The 20,038-nt window shown below is 67.8% G+C and carries 16 protein-coding genes and 1 pseudogene; 6 read left to right on the forward strand and 11 right to left on the reverse strand.

Going from position 1 to position 20,038, the window contains the following annotated elements:
• The 6 genes and pseudogenes from AC1DZV_RS02395 to AC1DZV_RS02420 all read right to left on the reverse strand — a co-directional run.
• A pseudogene (locus AC1DZV_RS02395) lies at positions 1–552 on the reverse strand (hypothetical protein); the annotation flags it as partial.
• Positions 553–659: 107 nt separating this feature from the next.
• Positions 660–1,349, reverse strand: a complete 690-nt coding sequence (locus AC1DZV_RS02400; protein ID WP_476952839.1) for a YqjF family protein — start codon at positions 1,347–1,349, stop codon at positions 660–662.
• Positions 1,350–1,552: 203 nt separating this feature from the next.
• Positions 1,553–2,341, reverse strand: coding sequence for an isocitrate lyase/PEP mutase family protein (locus AC1DZV_RS02405; RefSeq protein WP_476952840.1), 789 nt, complete (start codon positions 2,339–2,341; stop codon positions 1,553–1,555).
• Between the two features lie 40 nt (positions 2,342–2,381).
• Complete coding sequence (locus AC1DZV_RS02410) at positions 2,382–2,771, reverse strand: DUF1622 domain-containing protein (RefSeq protein ID WP_028277481.1); 390 nt, start codon at positions 2,769–2,771, stop codon at positions 2,382–2,384.
• 38 nt (positions 2,772–2,809) lie between these two features.
• Entirely contained in the window at positions 2,810–3,718 is a 909-nt protein-coding gene (locus tag AC1DZV_RS02415) for an SDR family oxidoreductase (RefSeq protein WP_476952841.1), read from the reverse strand.
• Between the two features lie 127 nt (positions 3,719–3,845).
• Positions 3,846–4,742, reverse strand: coding sequence for an MSMEG_6728 family protein (locus AC1DZV_RS02420; protein ID WP_028277479.1), 897 nt, complete (start codon positions 4,740–4,742; stop codon positions 3,846–3,848).
• Positions 4,743–5,047: 305 nt separating this feature from the next.
• Here AC1DZV_RS02420 and AC1DZV_RS02425 point away from each other — a divergent pair, with 305 nt between their 5' ends.
• Entirely contained in the window at positions 5,048–5,575 is a 528-nt protein-coding gene (locus AC1DZV_RS02425; protein ID WP_084476203.1) for a hypothetical protein, read from the forward strand.
• 147 nt (positions 5,576–5,722) lie between these two features.
• On the opposite strand, the gene AC1DZV_RS02430 is transcribed toward AC1DZV_RS02425, so the two are convergent.
• Both AC1DZV_RS02430 and AC1DZV_RS02435 read right to left on the reverse strand, forming a co-directional pair.
• Positions 5,723–6,373, reverse strand: a complete 651-nt coding sequence (locus tag AC1DZV_RS02430) for a transglycosylase family protein (RefSeq protein ID WP_476952842.1) — start codon at positions 6,371–6,373, stop codon at positions 5,723–5,725.
• Positions 6,374–6,650: 277 nt separating this feature from the next.
• Positions 6,651–9,266: an excinuclease ABC subunit UvrA gene (locus tag AC1DZV_RS02435; RefSeq protein ID WP_476952843.1), complete on the reverse strand. Its 2,616-nt coding sequence runs from the start codon at positions 9,264–9,266 to the stop codon at positions 6,651–6,653.
• Positions 9,267–9,314: 48 nt separating this feature from the next.
• On the opposite strand from AC1DZV_RS02435, the gene AC1DZV_RS02440 reads away from it, so the two are divergent.
• Positions 9,315–10,376 (forward strand): adenosine deaminase, encoded by a 1,062-nt coding sequence (locus AC1DZV_RS02440; protein WP_476952844.1) that lies wholly within the window; start codon positions 9,315–9,317, stop codon positions 10,374–10,376.
• A gap of 89 nt (positions 10,377–10,465) precedes the next feature.
• Here the strand turns inward: AC1DZV_RS02440 and AC1DZV_RS02445 are convergent, their stop codons facing one another.
• The gene (locus tag AC1DZV_RS02445; protein WP_476952845.1) at positions 10,466–11,440 is read right to left on the reverse strand and encodes an aldo/keto reductase; all 975 of its coding nucleotides are present in this window, start codon (positions 11,438–11,440) and stop codon (positions 10,466–10,468) included.
• Positions 11,441–11,686: 246 nt separating this feature from the next.
• Between AC1DZV_RS02445 and AC1DZV_RS02450 the strand changes: the two genes are divergently transcribed.
• From AC1DZV_RS02450 to AC1DZV_RS02460, 3 genes are all read left to right on the forward strand, one after another.
• A complete protein-coding gene (locus AC1DZV_RS02450) occupies positions 11,687–13,417 on the forward strand; it encodes a SulP family inorganic anion transporter (RefSeq protein WP_476952846.1) in 1,731 nt (576 codons plus the stop codon).
• A gap of 163 nt (positions 13,418–13,580) precedes the next feature.
• The gene (locus tag AC1DZV_RS02455; RefSeq protein ID WP_476952847.1) at positions 13,581–14,474 is read left to right on the forward strand and encodes a pullulanase X25 domain-containing protein; all 894 of its coding nucleotides are present in this window, start codon (positions 13,581–13,583) and stop codon (positions 14,472–14,474) included.
• A gap of 170 nt (positions 14,475–14,644) precedes the next feature.
• The gene (locus AC1DZV_RS02460) at positions 14,645–15,442 is read left to right on the forward strand and encodes an alpha/beta fold hydrolase (protein WP_476952848.1); all 798 of its coding nucleotides are present in this window, start codon (positions 14,645–14,647) and stop codon (positions 15,440–15,442) included.
• 304 nt (positions 15,443–15,746) lie between these two features.
• Here the strand turns inward: AC1DZV_RS02460 and AC1DZV_RS02465 are convergent, their stop codons facing one another.
• Together AC1DZV_RS02465 and AC1DZV_RS02470 are read right to left on the reverse strand one after the other, a co-directional pair.
• Positions 15,747–17,618 (reverse strand): alpha-glucosidase, encoded by a 1,872-nt coding sequence (locus AC1DZV_RS02465; protein ID WP_476952849.1) that lies wholly within the window; start codon positions 17,616–17,618, stop codon positions 15,747–15,749.
• Positions 17,619–17,766: 148 nt separating this feature from the next.
• Complete coding sequence (locus AC1DZV_RS02470; protein WP_476952850.1) at positions 17,767–19,014, reverse strand: mechanosensitive ion channel family protein; 1,248 nt, start codon at positions 19,012–19,014, stop codon at positions 17,767–17,769.
• 228 nt (positions 19,015–19,242) lie between these two features.
• On the opposite strand from AC1DZV_RS02470, the gene AC1DZV_RS02475 reads away from it, so the two are divergent.
• Positions 19,243–20,034 (forward strand): hypothetical protein, encoded by a 792-nt coding sequence (locus tag AC1DZV_RS02475; RefSeq protein ID WP_476943829.1) that lies wholly within the window; start codon positions 19,243–19,245, stop codon positions 20,032–20,034.
• The last annotated feature ends 4 nt before the right edge of the window (positions 20,035–20,038 follow it).

A 20,038-nucleotide genomic window follows, 5' to 3' on the forward strand; every position in this document is an offset into this window, starting at 1 on the left:
GGACCGGCCGGCGAGTCCCTGCCGGGGCAGCAGCGTGTCGGCCAGGCCGAGCCGGCGCCTGGCCTCCGCGGCGCCGATCCGCAGCCGCGCCCGCAGGAACTCCACCGTGTTCCGGTACCCGTCATCCAGCACCGATTCCGGCACCGCCGGCTCACCCGTTCCAGGGATTCCGGCGGGCGCCGCCGCGGGTGCGCCGGTCTGCCACCCGCCGCCGCTCTCACGCCAGCCGGTGGTCCACGCGGTGACCGCCCCCGTTACAGCCCCCGTGCCCGCGGCGGCGGATTGCTTCCGGGTCCGGTCCACGGCGGCCGCCGCGACGAGCTGCAGATACTCCACCGTGCGGGAGAACTCCTCCACCTGTCCGGCGAAGTCCGACGCGGCCCGGAAGCTCCATGACCCCGCATCCTCCACCGCCGTCGAACCCACCGCCCGAAGCGCGGCCAGGGCGGCGTCCAGACCGGGTTGCCCGACCGGGGCTGCACCCCGGTCCGTGCCCTGGGTCTCGTCCCCGCAGGCGGTGAAATCCCTGATGAAATCCCTGACGGCTTCCATGGCTCGAGTCTATTTGAGGGCTCCGACAATATTAGGAGAGCACCATGCGTGATCACTCTGTCCCCGCGTGCCACGTGCCCGCGGACCGACGGGCGATCAGGCAGGTCTCACATCGTGCTGTGCAGGACCCGTGGCCAGCCAAACTGCGTGTGAACTCCGGGCGAGAAGAGTACGGATTCGGGCTGCCCGGCCACTTCGATTCCCGCGGCGCGCACGAGTTGGTCCTCAAGGCCGATCAGCTGCGCACGGTACAGCGGCCATGCACTGTGCGTGTTCGGTACATAGATGGTCCTGCCCCTGAACCGTGAATGCAGACCGAACCGGGCCGTGAGGTGGATCGACAGCGCGTCGGTGGCTGCGACGTCGGGCTCTGGAACGACCGAGAAATCGCTCCGGGTGCCGCCTCGAAAGCGCCGCACGGAATATCCAGCCGACGTCGATCCGGCAAAGTCATCGGCGCCCACGTAACTCGCCCGCGACCACACATACGGTATCCCGGCCGCCCGCGCGGCCAGCACCACCGCCAAGCGTGAGGCATCCAGGCTGCGGAAAACGACACCACGGGTGCCGTCCGGCTCGCGGGAATAGAGGCGCACGTTGATCTCGTTGAAGCTTCCGAAATAGGGGATGCCGGGACCGCGACCAACTCCGGCACCCTGCATACGAAAGCCGATTAACCCCACCCACGCGGACCCGTCGAACACATCCGGCGCGACGCCCGGTGGCATGAACCGCGCCGCCACTGCCTCAGGAATGCGCCAGTGCAGGAAGACGGCATCCAGCCACCGCTGGTCCATGATGATTGGCGCCGGAAGCTCGGGTGCAGCCGGCCAAGGATCAACGCCCAATCGGATCAGCTCCCTTCGCTCGGCAGGGTGTTCGGCCGGCGGGACTTCCGTCGGCAGGGTCTTCGGTCAGCAGTGTACGAGCCGGTCGGCACCATGAGGATCGGTCGGCCGGCGGCGTCACTTGGCATCGGCCAAGGTCCGCGGAAGCAGGGTCAGTTCAATGCCCGGGTGCCCTCCGGAAGGGCTCCGCCGGCCAATACTGCCGCCGTCGCATCGGCCAACGCTGTCAGCGCCACGCGCTGGGTCCACGGGCCGTAGGAAATGCGCGCCACGCCAAGTTCCTGCAATGTGGCCGGTGCCAGGGATCCGGGCACATTGATGACCGAGACCTTGTTCCACCCAATGCCTTCCACCAACGCGGTGACAGTCGGCTCGTCCAGCAGGCCCGGCACGAACACCGTGGTCGCACCGACGTCGAGGAAGGCCCGGCCGCGCTCAATGGCGTCCGCAAGCACCGCAGAAGGGTCCGGGTCCTTGCCCTTCAGGAACGCGTCGGTGCGGGCGTTAAGGACAAAGTCGATGCCCTCGGCCTCGGCGGCGCGGATTACAGCGCTCATCTGTTCAACGGCGTCGGCGAGCGGGCGCATCTGGTCCTCGATGTTGGCGCCGACAGCGCCGACGCCAATCGCCTTGCGTACAGTTTCGCCGGGGTTGCCGTAGCCCGCTTCGAGATCAGCGCTGACGGGCAGCGGCGTGGCGGCGGCAATCACCCCGACGGCGGCGATCATTTCGTCCACCGGGATTTTCTCGCCGTCTTCGTACCCGCGCGACGCAGCGATGGAGTGGCTGGCCGTGGCCAATGCCTTAGTCCCGGGAACGCCGGCAACCACCCTCGCCGTGATCGCGTCCCAGACGTTGACGAGCTGGAGAATTTCCGGTGCGTGGTGGAGACGGAGCAGTTCGGTGGCTTTGGGGGCAAGAGAACGCGCGGTGTCTGTCATGCCGCGAGCCTAGCCGGGCTCCGCGCCACCCGGAAGGGTTTCAGCCAGCCGCGGAGGAATCAGAGGAACCCTGGCGCCGAGTCTGCCAGGGCCAGCGTCCGGTGATTTCCAGCTCGAGCGAGAAGCTAAGGAAGGTCCGGATGAGCACAATAATGGCCAGCACGCCGACGCCCTCGAAGGTCGGCGTGACGGCGACGGATCGGATGATGTCGGCCGCGACGAGCAGTTCGAGCCCGAGGAGGATGGACCGGCCCAGCAGTTGCCGGTAGGAGCGGTAGACGGAGAGCGGCGCGGAGCCCGCCGGCAGGCGTTCCGGCTGGAATCCGCGCAGCGCCATGGGGATGGACACGAGGGCGCCGATTACCATGACGGCCACTCCGGCGAAGTCCATGAATCGGCCGGCCGTCTCGATAATGTGCTGAAGATCCATTGTTCCCCTCGGAGAAAGTGGGCGGTGAGATTCAAACTCTAAGGGTGGCGGACGCCGATACCGGCGAGAACGGCTCGGTAGCCTTCTCGGAAACTGGGGTATTGGAACTCGAATCCGGTGCTACGGAGCAGCCCGTTGCTGGCCCGCTTATTTCCGCCGCGCGAGGGTTCGCCGCCCGACGCCGAAGCGCCGCCCGTTGCCGCCGCACCCGCGGCACCAGTGGACTCTGCCGCCGGCGCAGGGAGTCCCAGTTCCGCGGCCAGGAATTCCAGCACATCGCCGAGTTCGGCCGGTTCATTGTCCACGCCCAGATAGACAGCTGCCGGAACCGTGCCCATGGTGCACAGATGGACGATCGCGGCGGCGGCGTCGTCGCGGTGGATCCGGTTGGTGAAACGCGACGCGGCAGGAATGACCGCCGATCCGCCGCGCACCTGATCGATCAATCGCGTCCGGCCGGGGCCATAGATTCCGCCGAGCCGCAGCACTACTGGGGTGATGCCGGTGCCGCGCAGGCGGCCGTGGAGGAGTTCCTCTGCTTCGCGGATGATGCGGCCCGAGAACCCGCCGGGTTCCGGCGTCGTGCGTTCATCAATCCAGCCGCCGCCGGCATCTCCGTAGACGGCGGTCGAGGATACAAACAGGACCCGGCGGACGTTTGCCCCGGAGGCGAGGACCGCGTCCAGAACGTTCGACAACCCGTCCACGTAGGCGGCACGGTACGCCTCCTTGGTCGGGGAATCCGCGGCAATCGCGACGACGACGGCGGTGGTGTCCGCCGGGATGGGCGGCAGCTCAGCGGAGCCCAGGTCAGCGGCGACTCCTTCGATGGCGGCCGGGAGTTTCTCCGGTGAGCGGCGCCATCCCACCACGCGGTGGCCAGCCGCCGCGAAACGTAGCCCGGCCTCGGTGCCAAGATCGCCGCAACCGGCCAGCAGAACAGTCATGAAGCCAGTCTGCCAGCCTTCGGGAAGCGCCACGGACAGGTTTGAGAAAATCTTGGAGCTCCAAGTGCCGCTGAAGTATCCGACCCGACTCCCGGGCGCGCCCGGCGTCGTTCAGTGCGGCCCTTTGCTACCTCGCCGGGATCGGGAAGAAGGCCCGCGGGTCCTGCATCAGGGCAGGGTAATCGAAGGCGGAGCGGTCCACGATCTCGTCGACCTGGAAGTTGCGTGCGAACTGGCCATCAACCGTGATCGGGCGGCCCAGGACCTTGCCGACGGCGAACGCGGCGCCGTCGTTGACCGGGATGGCAACCACGGAGTTGCCGGGCAGGGTGGTGAACGCCTCTTCCTGCTGCTGGCGCTTGCGGGTGGGCTTCTTGACGAGCTGCTTCGGGGGCAGCTTGCGCACCTTGCCGGGACGGCGGGAGCCCGAGTCGGCATAGACGAACTGGTAGTCGTCGTCCGCGGGGGCCTTGCTGCGGCCAACCGGCGGCAGGCTGACAGTCTTCAGCTGCGCGGGCTCGGTGTCGCCTAGGGGCAGGCGCAGAACCCACATACGGTCCCCGGCTGGATCCTCGGGCACCAGCTCGTGCTTCGGTTCGGGCCAGATGTACTCCAGATCCGGGTCCGTGCCGGGGAAAACCTCTGTGTAGAACCGCGGATCCTTGGCGATCAGCCGGGACCGGTGGCTGAGGTGGAAATCCGCGTTGCCAAGCCATGGCGGCATCGGGATCTTGGCGGCGTAGTCGGGGTGGGCCGCCTGCGGGGCGAACTCCATGATCTTCTCGCGCGTGGTGTCCTCGCCGCCGCGGGCCGTCCATTCATCCACCATGGCCAGGCCGTACATGGTCAGCGCAGGAACGTACCCCATCCACATCCGGATCGCCGGGTGCGACTGCCAGCCGTACTCCGGGATCACCAGCGCACGCAGGATCTGCAGCGCTTCGACGCGCTGCTTGCCGAGCCGCACACGGTCCAAAACCGCGGCGCTCTGCTGGAAATCGGGGAAGGGGAGGAAAGTCTGCATCTCTCCAGTTTGAGGCCACGGACCAAATGCGCCAATTGCTGGCGCGTGCCGGTGAGGGTGCTCACATGACGGAACGGGGCAGACAGGCGTGCTGGAGAGCCGCTAAAATAACATGAACCACTCCCGCCGCCACGGAAGACACGCCCATGCCTTATTCAGCAGAGCCTTATTCAGCAGAGCCCTATCAAGCAGAACCATCTCTAGCAGAGCCTAAGTCAGCGGAGCCCTTTACTGCCTTGCCCTTTACAGCAGAGCCACCAACCGTAAGTGTGGCACCGGAGCCGTTCGTGCCTAAGTACGGACAAATGCTCAGCCCCGACGCCCACGGGATAGTGGTGCTGGAGGAATTCACGCTGGATCCGGTTGCCGCCCGCGACGAGCAGCGCGGGTTCCGCGCGGCTATGGCTGGAGTGGCCCTCACCATGCGGCGCCTGGTGGCCCTACGCCTCTTCATCGCCGCGGTGGCGATCGCCAACCTGCCCCTGTTCCTGCTCTCGAGTGGCTGGGAGATCTACGTCATCTCACTGACCCTGGTGGTAGCCGTCCACGCCGCGGTGTCCTGGCTGAACCGCCACGAGCCCAGGATCAAGCAGCGACGGATGCTGGAATTGCACCTTCACCGGGAGCGGAGCGCCAACTACCGCAAAGTCCGCGACGCCGTTAAGTACGTCATTGACGCCCCGGCCCGGATGAACGAAAGCCTTTACCTTGAGCTCCTCGCCGCGAAACGGGTAGCGCTGCATCTGGCCATGGGCACGGTGGCCCTGCTGGACACGAGCGACGACGCCGCCTGGAAAGTGCGGATTATCCGCGAAATCCCACAGGCCGCCTGAGCTGCACGCCTGAGCTGCACGGCTCACTGAAACACCACCACCCCGCTCGGCTCACTGAAACACCACCACGACGCCGGAGCGTCCCCTTGCGGGATCGCTCCGGCGTCGTGCTGTGTGTCGTGCTGTACGCCAAGTGCTGTAACCGCCCTACGCGGGCAGCTGCAGCACTTGGCCCGGGAACACCAGATGGGGGTTGCTGATCGTCGCCGTGTTGGCGTCGGCCAGCGCGTGCCAGCCTCCGGCGATGTTGAGCTTCCCGGCGATCGTGCTCAGGGTTTCGCCGCTCCGGATGGTGTAGGTCTGGCCACTTACGGCTACCGGTGCAACGTGGCGGGGTGCCGGCACGGCTGCCTGGGGGGCGTACCTGGCGGGAGCCTTGGCTGCGACGGGAGTCGCGGCGGGCCGCTGTGCTGTGGCCGCACTCTGCGGAGCCGCGGCGCCGCCGCGCAGTCCCAGCTTGGCCGCGCAGGCTGGCCACGCGCCCCAGCCCTGGCTGGCCTGCACTTTCTCGGCGACGGCGATCTGTTGCGCACGGCTGGCATTGGCCGGAGACCCCGTGCCGCCATGGGCCGCCCACGTGCTGGCGCTGAATTGCAGCCCGCCCGCGTATCCGTTTCCTGTGTTGGTGGCCCAATTCCCGCCACTTTCGCATTGGGCCAGCGAGTCCCACGTGGAGGCAGGGGCTGTGGTCGGTACGGCCGCGTTCGCGGCCGAGGCGGACAAGGCGACGCCTGCAATTGAGACGGCCGCAAAAGTGACGCCGCGGCGCGCGGCAGTGCCATAGGTTGATTTCTTCATGGTTCAGATGCTCCTGAGGTCCACCAGCGCTCGGTCCGTCCCCGGACGTTGTCGCGCCACTGCCCGCCCCTGACAATAGAGGTCATAGCGGTGTCTACCGGTCGGGCAGTATCTGGTGGTGGTAGCACCGGGCATGCAATACCCGGTTGCCGGGCATGGACACTAGGCTAAGTCAGCCCCGTGCCGTTATCAAGACGTTACTTTCCCTGCTTCTGCCGTTATCATCCGGCTCGCAGTGACTCCGCCGCCGACGCCCGCGGCCAGCTACTCGCGTGAATCAGCTTCCGAGCATTGCGGCCAGGTACGGAGCCGTCCGGCTCGCTGTGGAGCCTGCGACGGCGGCCGGGGTACCGATCGCCACGATCTCGCCGCCCGCGTCGCCACCGGCCGGGCCGAGATCGATCACCCAGTCCGCTGCGGCCACCACATCCATGTCGTGTTCCACCACGATGACGGTGTTGCCGGCGTCCACGAGCCGGTGCAGTTGAGCCATGAGGAGCTGGACATCGGCCGGGTGCAGGCCGGTGGTGGGCTCGTCCAGCAGGTAGAGGGAGTGGCCGCGCTGGGCACGCTGCAGTTCGGTGGCGAGTTTGATGCGCTGGGCCTCGCCGCCGGAGAGCTCGGTGGCCGGCTGGCCGAGGCGGAGATAGCCTAGGCCCACCTCGCGCAGTGTTTGCAGGCTGCGCGCCGCCGCCGGCACCCCTTCGAGGAATTCCGCGGCGGCATTGACCGTCAGGCCCAGCACCTCCGCCACGTTCTTGCCCTTGTACGTCACTTCAAGGGTTTCCGGGTTGTAGCGCGAGCCATGGCACTCGGGGCAAGGGCCGTAGCTGCCGGGCAGGAACAGCAGTTCGACGGCGACGAAGCCCTCGCCCTGGCAGGTCTCGCAGCGGCCGCCGGCAACGTTGAAGGAGAAGCGGCCGGCACCAAAGCCCCTCGCCCTGGCCTCGTCCGTGGCCGCGAACTCCTTGCGGACCGCATCGAAGAGGCCGGTATATGTGGCTAGGTTCGAACGCGGCGTGCGGCCGATCGGTTTCTGGTCCACCTTGACGAGCCGGTCCAGCTGGTCGAGGCCTGAGACCGGTCCGACACTGAGCGGCCCGGTGGACTCACCGGCGTCGGCCTCCAGGTCCTCGGGGGCCTTGGCAGCGTCCGGCTCCGGGTGCAGCCTGGCGCCGACCACCTCGGCCAGGACCTGGCTGACCAGGGTGGATTTGCCGGAGCCGGAGACGCCCGTGACCGCGGTCAGCACGCCGAGCGGGAAGTCGGCGTCGAGTTCGCGCAGGTTGTGGCGGCTGATGTCGCGCAGTTCCAGCCAGCCGGCAGCTTCCCGCCGGGTACCGCTGGGGGCGGACCCGCCGCCGTCGTCCGCGCTGTGGCGGGCGCCGCCGTCGTCCGAACCAGCCGAACCGTCCGGGAACAGGAACGGCCGGGTCACGGACGCGTCCACCTCGGCGAGGCCGGCCACGGGGCCGCTGTAGAGCACCTCGCCGCCGCCTTCACCGGCGCGGGGACCGACATCCACCAGCCAGTCGGCGCGGCGGACGATGTCCATGTTGTGCTCCACCACGAACACCGAGTTGCCGGAGGACTTGAGCTGGTCCAGGACTGCGAGGAGGGGCTCGGCGTCGGCGGGGTGCAGTCCGGCGGAGGGCTCGTCCAGCACGTAGATCACGCCGAACAGCCCGGAGCGGAGCTGGGTGGCGATCCGGAGCCGTTGCATTTCGCCGGGGGAGAGCGTGGGCGTGGACCGGCCCAGCGCCAGGTAGCCCAGGCCGAGGTCCAGCAGCACCGTGACGCGCTGCAGGAGGTCGCGGGTGATGGCGACGGCCACCTCGTTGCCCTCGCCGGAGGACTGCTTCCGGGACGCGGTCCCTGCCTCCGTGAGTTCCGTGGTGGGGCGGATGATGTCCGCCAGTTCGGTCATGGGGACGGCGTTGAGTTCGGCGATGGTGTGCCCGGCGAAGGTGACGGCGAGCGCGGCCGGGGTCAGGCCGCTGCCGCTGCAGACCGGGCACGGGCCGGTTTCCATGAAGCGCAGCACCTTCTCGCGCATGGTGGTGCTCTTGGAATCGGCGAGCGTATGCAGCACATAGCTCTTGGCGCTCCAGAACCGGCCCTTGTACGGCTTGGCCACGCGGTCGCGCTGGGGCGTCACCTCCACCACGGGCTGTTCCTCGGTGAACAGGATCCAGTCGCGGTCCTTTTTGGGCAGCTTCCGCCAGGGGGTGTCGACGTCGTGGCCCAGGTGGGTCAGGATGTCGCGCAGGTTCTTGCCCTGCCAGGCCCCGGGCCAGGCGGCGATGGCGCCGTCGCGGATGCTCAGCGCGGTGTCCGGGACCAGGGAGGACTCGGTGACGGTGTGCGCGATCCCGAGTCCGTGGCATTCGGGGCACGCGCCGGCGGCCGTGTTCGGCGAAAAAGCGTCCGAGTCCAGCGGGCCGGCGCCGTCCGGATAGCTGCCGGCGCGGGAGAAGAGCATGCGCAGCGAGTTGGACAGCGTGGTGAGGGTGCCCACCGTGGAGCGCGAACTCGGCGTGCCGCGGCGCTGCTGGAGCGCGACGGCGGGCGGCAGCCCGGTGATCATTTCCACCTTGGGGTTGTGCCCCTGCTGGATGAGCCGGCGGGCGTAAGGTGCCACGGATTCAAAGTAGCGGCGCTGCGCCTCGGCATAGATGGTGCCGAACGCGAGGGAGGACTTGCCGGAGCCGGAGACGCCAGTGAAGGCGACAATTGCATCGCGGGGCACGTCTACGTCCACGTTGCGCAGGTTGTTCTCGCGGGCGCCGCGCACCCGGACAAAACCGTCCGACGGATTGCCGGGACCGAGATCGGGAATTAGGTCCCGGCCGGCCGGGCGCGGCAAATGGGAAGCATGCTGTTTACTTTGCATTGGTTCGACTCTATCCGCTCCGGGGAGCGCCGGGCATATCCTTACCGGATGGAAACACACGACGGCGATGCCCAGTTGACCGCGGAAGAGCCGGAAGAACCGGAAGAGCCGGAGGCCGGCGAACCCCTCCCGCTCCCGGTCGCCGAGCTCCACCTGCACATCGAGGGGACGCTGGAACCGGAGCTGATCTTCGCGCTGGCGGAACGCAACGGGATCGCACTGCCCTATGCGGACCTGGACGAGTTGCGCTCGCGCTACGAGTTCACTGACCTGCAGTCCTTTTTGGACCTGTACTACGCCAACATGGCCGTGCTGCAGACGGAGCAGGACTTCGCCGACATGACCCGCGCCTACCTGGCCCGGGCGGCGCTCGCCGGGGTCAGGCACGCCGAGATCATGCTGGACCCGCAGGCCCACCTGTCCCGCGGGATACCGCTTCAGACGTGCGTCAACGGCGTGGCCTCGGTGCTGGCGGGATCCCGCGAAGAGTTCGACATCTCCACCCTCCTGATCGCGGCCTTCCTGCGCGACCTCACCGAGGACTCCGCCCTCGAGGTGCTGGAGCAGCTGCTCGCCATGGACGCCCCGATCGCCGGCATCGGGCTCGATTCCGCCGAGGTGGGCAACTCGCCGGCCAAGTTCGAGCGGCTCTTCGCTCGGGCCAAGGACGCCGGCCTGCACCGGATCGCGCATGCCGGCGAGGAGGGCCCGCCGTCGTACATCATCGACGCGCTGGACCTCCTCGACGTGGAGCGGATCGATCACGGCATCCGCTGCATGGAGGACCCGGAGCTCGTGGAACGGCTCGTGGACGAGCTCATGCCACTGACCGTTTGCCCGCTGTCCAACGTCAGGCTCCGCGCGGTGGACACCCTGGCCGAGCACCCGTTGCCGTCGATGCTCGCGGCGGGTCTGAACGTCTGCGTGAACTCGGACGACCCAGCGTATTTCGGCGGGTACGTAGACGACAACTTCGCGCAGCTGAAATCGGTGATCGGCCTGTCCGAGTTCGACTGCGTCCGGATGGCTGCGAACTCGATCCGGTCCTCCTTCGCGAGCGAGGAACGCAAGGCCGAGCTGCTGGCCGAGCTCGCCGCGTCCGGACACTAACCACCCAAGCAACGCGGGGTCGCTACGCGCCCATCCGGAGGCCCCGGACGGGCCGTAAGTGACCCCGCGTTGGCTGTCGAACGGCCGGCTTAGACGTCGATCGAGTCCATGTGCGGGTACCGCGCTCCGGCCGCCACCCCGGCGGGAGCCAGTTCGTCCAGGCGGGTCATGTCCTCGGCGGAGAGTTCGACGTCGGCAGCGCCGATGTTTTCCCGCAGCCGGTTGACCTTCTTGGTGCCGGGGATGGGAACGATGTGCTCGCCCTGGGCCAGCAGCCAGGCCAGTGCCAGCTGCCCCGGGGTGCAGCCCTTCGAGTCCGCCAACTCCTTGACCCGGTCCACGAGCTGCAGGTTGCGGTCAAAGTTCTCGCCCTGGAAACGCGGGGAGTGCCGGCGGAAATCGTCCGCGGCAAAGTCCTCGGGGCTGCGGAACTGGCCGGTCAGGAATCCGCGGCCCAGCGGGCTGTAGGGCACAAAGCCAATGCCCAGCTCGGCGAGGACCGGGAAGACCTTGGTCTCCGGTTCGCGCTCCCACAGCGAGTATTCGGTCTGCAGGGCGGTGATGGGGTGCACCGCGTGGGCCCGGCGCACGGTGTCGGCGCTGGCCTCGGACAGGCCAAGGTGCCGGACTTTGCCGGCCTGGACCAGCTCCGCCATGGCCCCGACGGTTTCCTCGATCGGGACGGTCTTGTCCACCCGGTGCTGGTAGTACAGGTCGATGTGGTCCACGCCCAGCCGCTGCAGGCTTGCGTCGCAGGCGGCGCGCACGTAGTCGGGGGAGCCGTTGATGCCCACCCAGGATCCGTCAGGCCGGCGTTCGTTGCCGAATTTGGTGGCCAGGACGACGTCGTCGCGCCGGCCGCCGATGGCACGGCCCACAAGCTCTTCGTTCGTGAACGGGCCGTACATATCGGCGGTGTCGAGCAGGCTTCCGCCGGCGTCGAGAAAAGCCTTGATGGTGGCGATGGACTCGTTTTCCTCGCCGTGGCCGTAGAACTCGCTCATGCCCATGCAGCCCAAACCCAGGGCCGAGACGGTGAGCGAACCAAGCGTACGGGTTTCCATGGATAATCTCCTCAAAGACAAATGGTGGGGCACCCGATCCGGCACCTGACCCGGCGCATGTTCGGGCGGCGGGACGGCGCGCAGTGGGCAGACCGCAACTCTAGGCCCATCTCGCGGGGGACACAACGGAGCGCAGGGGACACAACGGGAGGGCGTTGCCGTTTCCGCCAAGTCCACTGCGCCGGTCGACGCGGTTCACCCTTGCCGGGGGATGCGCCGGGCGGGGGCGGGCGGCAGAGTGCAGATATGACGAAGACCCGCGAGCGCAATGGCTGGCTGCGCCGGGCGGCGCCCGGACTCAATGCCGCCGCGACGTACCAAAAGGACTGGTTCGGCAAGGACATCGTCGCCGGGGTCGTCCTGACGACGTTGCTCGTTCCGCAGGGCATGGCCTATGCCGAGCTGGCCGGGCTGCCCCCGATCACCGGGCTGTACACCAGCATCCTCTGCCTGCTCGCCTACGCGGTCTTTGGCCCGTCCCGCATCCTGGTCCTGGGGCCCGACTCTGCACTCGGGCCCATGATCGCCGCGACGGTCCTGCCCCTTGTCGCGTCCGACGGCGATCCGCAGAAGGCGATCGCGCTCGCGTCGATGCTTGCCCTCATGGTCGGCGCCATCATGGTCTTGGCGTCCGTGGCCAAGCTCGGCTTCATCGCCGACCTCATCTCCAAGCCGACGATGATCGGCTACATGAATGGTCTCGCGATCACCATCCTGGTGGGCCAGCTCCCGAAGCTCTTCGGGTTCAAGATCGAAAGCGAAAACTTCATTGGTGACTTGGTCGGATTCGTCGAAGGCGTGGCCAACGGCGAGACGGTGGTCGCCGCGGCGGCGGTCGGCATCGGCGGGATTGTGCTGATACTGGTTCTGCAGCGGTGGCTGCCCAGGGTCCCTGCGGTACTCGTCATGGTGGTCGCCGCGATCGCGGCCACGGCGGTCTTCGATCTGGCCGCCAAGGGCGTCTCGCTGGTCGGGGAACTCCCGAGGGGCTTCCCGCCGTTCACCATTCCCCAGGTGGACTTCGCGGACCTCGGGCTGATGTTCGCCGGGGCCCTCGGCATTGCGCTGGTGTCCTTGACGGACACGATCTCGACGTCGACGGCGTTCGCCGCACGCACCGGGCAGGAAATCCGCGGCAACCAGGAGATGATCGGGATCGGTGCCGCGAACCTGGCCGCGGGCCTCTTCCAGGGCTTCCCGGTCAGCACCAGCGGATCCCGGACCGCCGTCGCTGAACGTTCCGGCTCGAAGTCGCAGCTCACGGGCGTGACGGGCGCCGTGCTGATTCTCCTCATGCTGGTGTTTTTGCCGGGGCTGTTCCGGAACCTGCCACAGCCGGCACTGGCGGCCGTGGTGATGACGGCGTCGATCTCCCTCGCCGACATTCCCGGAACGGTTCGGCTCTGGCACCAGAGGCGCACCGAGTTCTACCTGTGCATGGCCGCTTTCCTTGGGGTGGCGTTCCTGGGCGTCCTGCCCGGCATCGGCATTGCGGTGGGGCTGTCCATCCTGAACATCTTCCGCCGGGCGTGGTGGCCGTACGAGACCGTGATCGGGCGGGTGCCCGGCTATGAGGGGTTTCACGACATCCGCGTCCACCCGGACGCGAAGCACCTGCCCGGCCTGGTGATCTACCGGTGGGACGCCCCGTTGTTCTTCGCCAACGTCCGGCCGTTCCGCGACAACGTCCGGCACCTGGCACGAACGGAACCCAAACCGCGGTGGATCGTCATCGCGGCCGAGCCGATCACGGACGTTGACACCACCGCCGCGGACGTCTTGCTCGATCTGGACGTCGAACTGAACGCGCAGGGTATCTCCCTGGTGTTCGCCGAGGTCAAGCACAGGACCCGGGAGAAGATCGAAAAGTACGGATTGACCCGAGAAATCGAGCCGGAGCATTTCTATCCCACCACCGAAGCAGCGGTAGCCGCCTACATGGCCCAGACCGGCGCCCAATGGAGCGCAGAGGACTGACCTCTGGTTTTCTACTCGCGGGTAGGGCCGAGTTGGTCCTTCGCGCCCCCCGCTCTGGCCTGTCATAGTGGGTCACGACACACAGAGTTAACCGGATCCGCTCGCAAAAACTAACATTTCCTTGGCAAAATGCAGGTGGATCAATTGCTTCTAAAGGAGACCCATGGGCGCGAACACCGCGGAAAACACCAACCTTCGGCTCAAGGCCGTGCTGGATGTTCTGGCAGAGGAGGTATGGACGGGCGAGAAGCTGAACGCCGGAGCCGTGTTGGGCGAGGCAATCGCACGGGTGCCCCTCAACGACCACGAACGCGAACTGCTCAGTGGCGGCATTCCCCGCGGCCACAAGACGCTGACCACCGCCACGGCCAAGCTGGTCAAGGCCGGCTGGCTGGTTAAGGGCCGCTCCGGCTGGTCCATCACCGACGACGGCCAGCGCGCCACGGTGGCCTTCGCCGATCCTGCCGCCTTCGCTGCAGCGCTCGACGCCGGCACTCCCGTTCCGGCGGGCACGCCGCTGCCGACTGCTCCGGTGGCAAAGCCGGAGAAGGCAGCAAAGACAGCAGCCATGCCGGCCGCCGCGGCCGAGGAGACGCCGTCGACAACATCCAAGGTTGCCGGCAAGGCCGCCAAGCTCATCGAGGAGGCTGTGGCCCCGGTGGCCAAGGCGGTGCGCAAGCGCAAGCCCGCGGCGAAGGCTGCACAGCCCTCAGAAGCCCTGGCGGCGGCGGGCTCGGCTGTCAGCGTCGACACCATCGAACAGCCGGACGCCGTCGCGGTTGCTGGCGACTTCAGCATTCTGCTGGGCGCGCCCGCCAACTGGGCGCCGCAGTACGACGAAGTCCAGATGGAACTGGACCAGGTGGATCAGCTCTGGAAGATTGCCGCGGACATTCCTGCCGGCTTCTACTCGTTCAAGATCGCCCTGAACCGGTCCTGGGACGAAAACTACGGTGCGTTTGGCGTCTTCGACGGACCCAACCACGAAGTCCACCACGGCGGCGGCCTCCTGGTCATCCAGTACGATCACCGCACCCGGGACATCGTCCAGCCGTAGCCCCGACGCGCAACCGTCCTGCCGACGCGCAAATGACCCTGCAACACCCGAAAACGGGTGTCAGAGTCATTTGCGCGTCGCGGGCGGGTTTGCCCATCCTGGGCCCGCCAAGCCAGGGTCTGCCCCGCCTGACCCTGCCGAGGGACGGCGGGCCGCCCTAGCATTGCCTCATGGAGACCGTCGATGTTGCGGGCCTGCGGATCCGGTACCGGCGTGCGGGCCAGGGGCCGCCGCTGGTCCTGCTGCACGGCGCCTACGAAGACAGCCGCATCTGGCGGCGGCAGCTCGAGGATTTGTCGGCTGACTTCACGGTTTTCGCCTGGGATGCACCCGGGTGCGGCGGCTCTGACGATCCGCCGCCGGACTTCACCGGACAGGACCTGGGCGACGCCCTGGCGGGTTTTCTGCGGGAAGCGATTCCCGGCCGGCCGAACGTCCTCGGGCTGTCCATGGGCTCCGGCATTGCACTGGAGCTCTACCGGGCACACCCATCAGTGCCCGCGTCGCTGCTGCTGGTCTCGGCGTACGCCGGTTGGGCCGGATCTTTGCCGGCCGAGGAAGTCGAGCGCCGCTATGCGCAGGTGCTCGCCGAACTCGAGCAGCCGGCGGAACAATTCATCCCCGTATGGCTGCCCACCTTGTTCACGGCACACGCTGATCCGGCAGCGGTGCAAGAAACCAGCGCCATCATGGCCGACTTCCACCCGGGCGGCATGCGGGCACTCCTGAACGCGAACGCCCACGCCGATTACCGCGACGTGCTGCCCACCATCGCGGTGCCCACCCTGCTGCTGTACGGCACGGACGACGTCCGCTCGCCGCAGAGCGTGGCCCGCGAGATGAACCGGCGGATCCCTGGCTCGACGCTGGTGATGATTCCCGACGTCGGGCACATGGCGGCCGTCGAAGCGCCGGCTGCCTTCAACGCGGAGGTACGCCGGTTCCTGCACGGACTCTCCGCGCGGTGACGCCCGCTAGAACCGGGTCGGGTCCGGCCGCGGCGGCACCGGGCCGGGATCCGGAATCGGGAGGGGGCCGGGCGGCGTCGGGAACGGCCCCGGTTCCGGTGACGGCGTGGGCGCGGGGCCGGGTACCGGCTCGGGCCCCGGAACCGGCGGCGGCGTGACCGGACCGGGTTCCGGCGGGAACGGGTCTCCGGGCTCGGGCGGTGGCGTCGTGGGGCCGGGTTCTGGCGGAAACGGATCGGGGCCGGGGGTTGGTGGAATAGTCATGCGTGGCTTCCTTTCGTGGGCTGGCGTTAAGGATCGTCGATCAGGCGCCGCGGCGCCGGCGCAATACCTGCAGTTCCCAGGGCCGCAGTCGCACCGCACCTGCGGAAAGGCTGTTCCGCACTGCACCCGGCGCTGAACCCGGGGCAGAGCCACCGTTGGAGGCGTTGGCGTCGGACGGATAGTTGCCCAGGACCAGCTCCGCGTCACCCCAGGCCTCGTCCCCGAGTTCCGCGTCGCGCTCCTCGCCGGAGAAGTTGCCCAGCACCAGCAGCTCCGGAATCCCGGCGCCTTCTGTGGGACTGTCCGAGGGACTGCCGGAAGAAACGTGCCCGGTCAGGGCCCGGGTGAACGCATAGACGTGCGGGTCATCCGGCAGCAGCATGGTGAAGTTCCCGTACGCGACCACCGGCTCCGCATGCCGCAGCGCTATCACCTGACGGTAGAAGCTGTAGACCGAATCCGGATCATCCACCTGGGCGGCGGCGTTGATGTGGTTGGCATTCGGGTTCACCGCGATCCAGGGTGCCCCGGTGGTGAAGCCGGCATGCCGGGAGGCGTCCCACTGGACCGGGGTCCGCGCGTTGTCCCGGTTCAGCGGCGCGAGGGCGGCGAGGACCTCGGCGTCGGTGTGGCCCAGGTGCGTGGTGGCTTCGCGGTGGTGGTTGAGGACCTCGATGTCGCGGTAATCGCTGATCGCGCCGAACGTCATGTTGGTCATGCCCAGTTCTTCACCCTGGTAGACGTAGGGCGTGCCGCGGTGCAGGTGGAGGATGCCGGCCAGCATTTTGGCGGAGAGCTCGCGGTATCGGGGGCTGTCGTCGCCGAAGCGGGACACGGCGCGGGCCTGGTCGTGGTTGCCCCAGTACAGGCTGTTCCAGCCGGTCTCGGCCAGCCCGTCCTGCCAGCGGCCCAGGGTCTGCTTCAGCTCGGTGAGCAGGAGCTTTTTGGGCCGCCACTTGTCGCCTTCCTCCTGGTCCAGCGCCACGTGCTCGAACTGGAACACCATGTCCACCTCGGCCCGGGCGGGGTCGGTGTACAGGATGGCGTCGTCCACGGTCACGCCGGGCATTTCGCCGACGGTGAGCAGTTCGCCGGTTCGGTTCGAGAAGACTTCCCGGTGCATCTCCTGCAGGAATTCGTGCATGCGGGGGCCGTCGATGTAGAACGGGGAGCCGTCACCAAAGAGCTTGCCGTCGGCCACCGGGCCGTCCGGGAGCGAGGTGTCCTTGGAGATGAAGTTGATGACGTCCATCCGGAACCCGTCCACGCCCCGGTCCAGCCACCAGTTCATCATCTCGTAGACGGCGGCGCGGACCTCGGGATTCTCCCAGTTCAGGTCCGGCTGCTTTTTCGAAAAGATGTGCAGGTAGTACTCCCCGGACACCTGGTCGAACTCCCACGCGGGCCCGGAGAACGCCGAGCCCCAGTTGGTCGGCTGCGCCGCCGTGCGCCGCGGGGCGGCCCCCGCGTCGACGTCCCGCGGCGGCCGCCACCAGTACCAGTCGCGCTTCGGGTTCTCCTTCGAGGACCGGGATTCCACGAACCACGGGTGCTCGTCCGAGGTGTGGTTGACCACCAGGTCCATCACCAGCTTCATGCCGCGCGCGTGCAGCCCGTCGGTCAGTTCCCGGAGCTCGTCGAGGGTGCCGAACAGCGGGTCCACGTTCCGGTAGTCGCTGATGTCGTAGCCGTTGTCGTCCTGCGGCGAGGTGTAGATCGGGGAAAGCCAGACGACGTCGACCCCCAGCCGCTGGAGGTAGTCCAGCCTGCCGATGATGCCGCGGAGGTCGCCGATGCCGTCGCCGTTGGAGTCGGCAAAGCTGCGCGGATAGATCTGATAGACGACGGCGCGTTGGAACCAGTCGCCGGCAGTCGCCTTGGGTGTTTCCGTGGGGGCTTCTTCGACCGTCATGGAGACTCCTCAGCTGGTCCGGCAGACAAGGGGGCAGCGCGTTGCTGACCCGCCAACGTCTGATTATTGACCAGTTGGCGGGGGCTGGGAAGACCTGCCCGGTCCGGCTGTGCTGTCGTGCTGTCCCGGCGCGGCCGCCCGTCCCCGGCTAGTTCTGCGAGGCGATGGCGTTGTCGCGGTCCTCGAAGACGTCCTCACCCGGTCCGGAGAAGGCCTTGGAGCGCTGGATCGCCTCGATGGATCCGGTGAACAGCTGGGAGTCGTGGGGATCTGGGTGCCGGTGGTGCTCGGCCGTAGCCATGCCGGGACGCTTGGACCCCGTGACGGCGCCGGACGCGTTGCCGGAAGTGGACGCCGCCAGCGCCGACGGCAGCGATTCGAGGCGGACGTGGGGGAGCGCCGTCGGGTGGTCCTGCTGCAGGAACAGCACCAGTTCCTCGCGGATCAGGCAGCGGAGGTCGAATAGGGAGGCGCTGTCTGCGGCGCTGACCAGGATGCGCACGCGGACAAAGCCGGCGGTGGCGTCCGTGATCTGCAGGATCCCCACGCGCTTGTCCCACAGCGGCGTATCGGCCAGGACCTTCTTCAGCTCGCCGCGCATTGCCTCGACGGGAGCGCGCCAGTCGAGGTCGAACTCCACGGTGCCCATGACCTCGGACTGCCGCCGGGTCCAGTTCTCGAAGGGGGTGGTGGTGAAGTACGTCGAGGGCAGGATCAGCCGGCGGTCGTCCCAGATGTGGACCACCACGTAGGTCAGGGTGATCTCCTCGATCCGGCCCCATTCCTTCTGGACCACCACCACGTCGTCCACCCGGATCGCGTCCGTGAAGGCGAGCTGGATGCCGGCGAAGACGTTGACCAGCGAGGTCTGCGCTGCGAGGCCCGCGACAATCGAGATCACGCCTGCGGAAGCCAGGAGCCCGGCGCCGAGCGCCTGGATCGCGGGGAACGTCAACATCATGCTGCCCAGGGCCACCACCGCGATCAGTGCGACGCCGATCCGCCGGGCCAGGATCACCTGGGTGCGCAGCCGCCGGGCGCGGCGGTTGTCCGCAACATCCACCCGGTACCGGGTCAGCACCATTGCCTCGATGATGAGCAGCATGGCGATGGCCAGCCAGGCCAGCGAACCGATGAGCGCAATCAGCAGCAAATGGTCCAGGCCGTGGCGCCATTCGAGATCCCCGCCGCTGGTGGCGAGCGCGATCCGGACGGCGATCAGGCACAGCGACAAGCGCAACGGCAGCCGGGCCACGCGGGAGGTCTCGCGCAGTTCGGGCTTGCTGCGGTTGAGCCGGAGCACTATCTTGCGCACCAGCCAGGACAGGACGAGTCCGGCAACCACGGCGAGGGCCATGGCCAGGAACGGCATTGCTTGGGTGAGGAACTCTTGCATCACTTAATCTCTAGCAAGCTTCCACGGGCAACTGAAATCGCCGGGATGTCAACGTGGCTCTCCTCACGCCGCGGCAGGAGCCGGCGGGCACGGCAGGTCTTCGGCGCCGTCGATCGCAGTCCGGCGCGGACCATCGCAGTCCGGCGCAGTCCGGCCGCGGGCCCGGACAGAGTTCGGCCTCCCACTCCGGGACTTTTGCCTCTTGATTTTGCCGACGGACGCTCCAGAATGGTCGAACCACTTGAATCCCAGGGGGAGGGTGACATGCGTCGACTCGCGGCGTTCGGCACGGCAGCGTCGGCCGGCTTCTTGGTTGCGGCGCTGCTCGGCTCCTGCGGTGCGCCCGCGGGCCCGGGTCCAACGTCGCCGTCGATGCCCACCGTGCCCCCGCTGACGTCCGCGCCGGCCAGCAGCGGCGCCGTCGATACCCCGCCCACCGAGCCGCCCTCGGCGCCGGGCACTCCGGCGCCGACGGCGGCGGATTGGCAGAGCGTCAAGACCCCGGACGGGAAGCTCGAGTTCGATCACCCCGCCGAGTGGACCGTCAAGGACCGCGGCGCCGAGGCCGCGCCCGGCGGCGTGTTCCTGGAGGTCCTGAACGCTGGCGGCAAGTCGCTGGCCACCTTAAAGACCAACGTGGCCCCGGGTGCGGAATGCACGCAGCGGATCCCCTACCAGGTGCTCGATCTGGTGCAGGTTCCGGCCCTGGCCCAGCAGGGCGTCACGCCGCACTTCATCTTTGAGTTACGGCTGTATCCGGCCGAGAAGGACCCCACGAAAGCCAACGTCATGGCTTACGGCATCAGCTCAGCGCCCAAGCCGTCCGGCCCCGATGCCTGCCCGATCTTCCAGTTCTTCACCTGGCCGCCCAGCGGAGCGTCGTTCGGGGGCGTCTATAACCCCTTCGACACCACCCCGGGCAACGAGCCCTTTGTCGACACCCCGGAGGCCTACCTGGAGACCTCCGAATACCAGGACATCAGGAAGATGATCACCTCGCTGCGTCCGGCGGGGCAGTAGGGCC

Source organism: Arthrobacter sp. P1_D12, from assembly GCF_056406175.1.

Coding starts and splice junctions, on each gene's coding strand:
- AC1DZV_RS02475 (WP_476943829.1), top strand. CDS start 19,243: ATGGTCGAACCACTTGAATCCCAGGGGGAGGGTGACATGCGTCGACTC.
- AC1DZV_RS02435 (WP_476952843.1), bottom strand. CDS start 9,266: ATGCAAAGTAAACAGCATGCTTCCCATTTGCCGCGCCCGGCCGGCCGG.
- AC1DZV_RS02425 (WP_084476203.1), top strand. CDS start 5,048: ATGCTCAGCCCCGACGCCCACGGGATAGTGGTGCTGGAGGAATTCACG.
- AC1DZV_RS02455 (WP_476952847.1), top strand. CDS start 13,581: ATGGGCGCGAACACCGCGGAAAACACCAACCTTCGGCTCAAGGCCGTG.
- AC1DZV_RS02400 (WP_476952839.1), bottom strand. CDS start 1,349: ATGGACCAGCGGTGGCTGGATGCCGTCTTCCTGCACTGGCGCATTCCT.
- AC1DZV_RS02460 (WP_476952848.1), top strand. CDS start 14,645: ATGGAGACCGTCGATGTTGCGGGCCTGCGGATCCGGTACCGGCGTGCG.
- AC1DZV_RS02415 (WP_476952841.1), bottom strand. CDS start 3,718: ATGACTGTTCTGCTGGCCGGTTGCGGCGATCTTGGCACCGAGGCCGGG.
- AC1DZV_RS02420 (WP_028277479.1), bottom strand. CDS start 4,742: ATGCAGACTTTCCTCCCCTTCCCCGATTTCCAGCAGAGCGCCGCGGTT.
- AC1DZV_RS02445 (WP_476952845.1), bottom strand. CDS start 11,440: ATGGAAACCCGTACGCTTGGTTCGCTCACCGTCTCGGCCCTGGGTTTG.
- AC1DZV_RS02430 (WP_476952842.1), bottom strand. CDS start 6,373: ATGAAGAAATCAACCTATGGCACTGCCGCGCGCCGCGGCGTCACTTTT.
- AC1DZV_RS02470 (WP_476952850.1), bottom strand. CDS start 19,014: ATGCAAGAGTTCCTCACCCAAGCAATGCCGTTCCTGGCCATGGCCCTC.
- AC1DZV_RS02410 (WP_028277481.1), bottom strand. CDS start 2,771: ATGGATCTTCAGCACATTATCGAGACGGCCGGCCGATTCATGGACTTC.
- AC1DZV_RS02450 (WP_476952846.1), top strand. CDS start 11,687: ATGACGAAGACCCGCGAGCGCAATGGCTGGCTGCGCCGGGCGGCGCCC.
- AC1DZV_RS02440 (WP_476952844.1), top strand. CDS start 9,315: ATGGAAACACACGACGGCGATGCCCAGTTGACCGCGGAAGAGCCGGAA.
- AC1DZV_RS02465 (WP_476952849.1), bottom strand. CDS start 17,618: ATGACGGTCGAAGAAGCCCCCACGGAAACACCCAAGGCGACTGCCGGC.
- AC1DZV_RS02405 (WP_476952840.1), bottom strand. CDS start 2,341: ATGACAGACACCGCGCGTTCTCTTGCCCCCAAAGCCACCGAACTGCTC.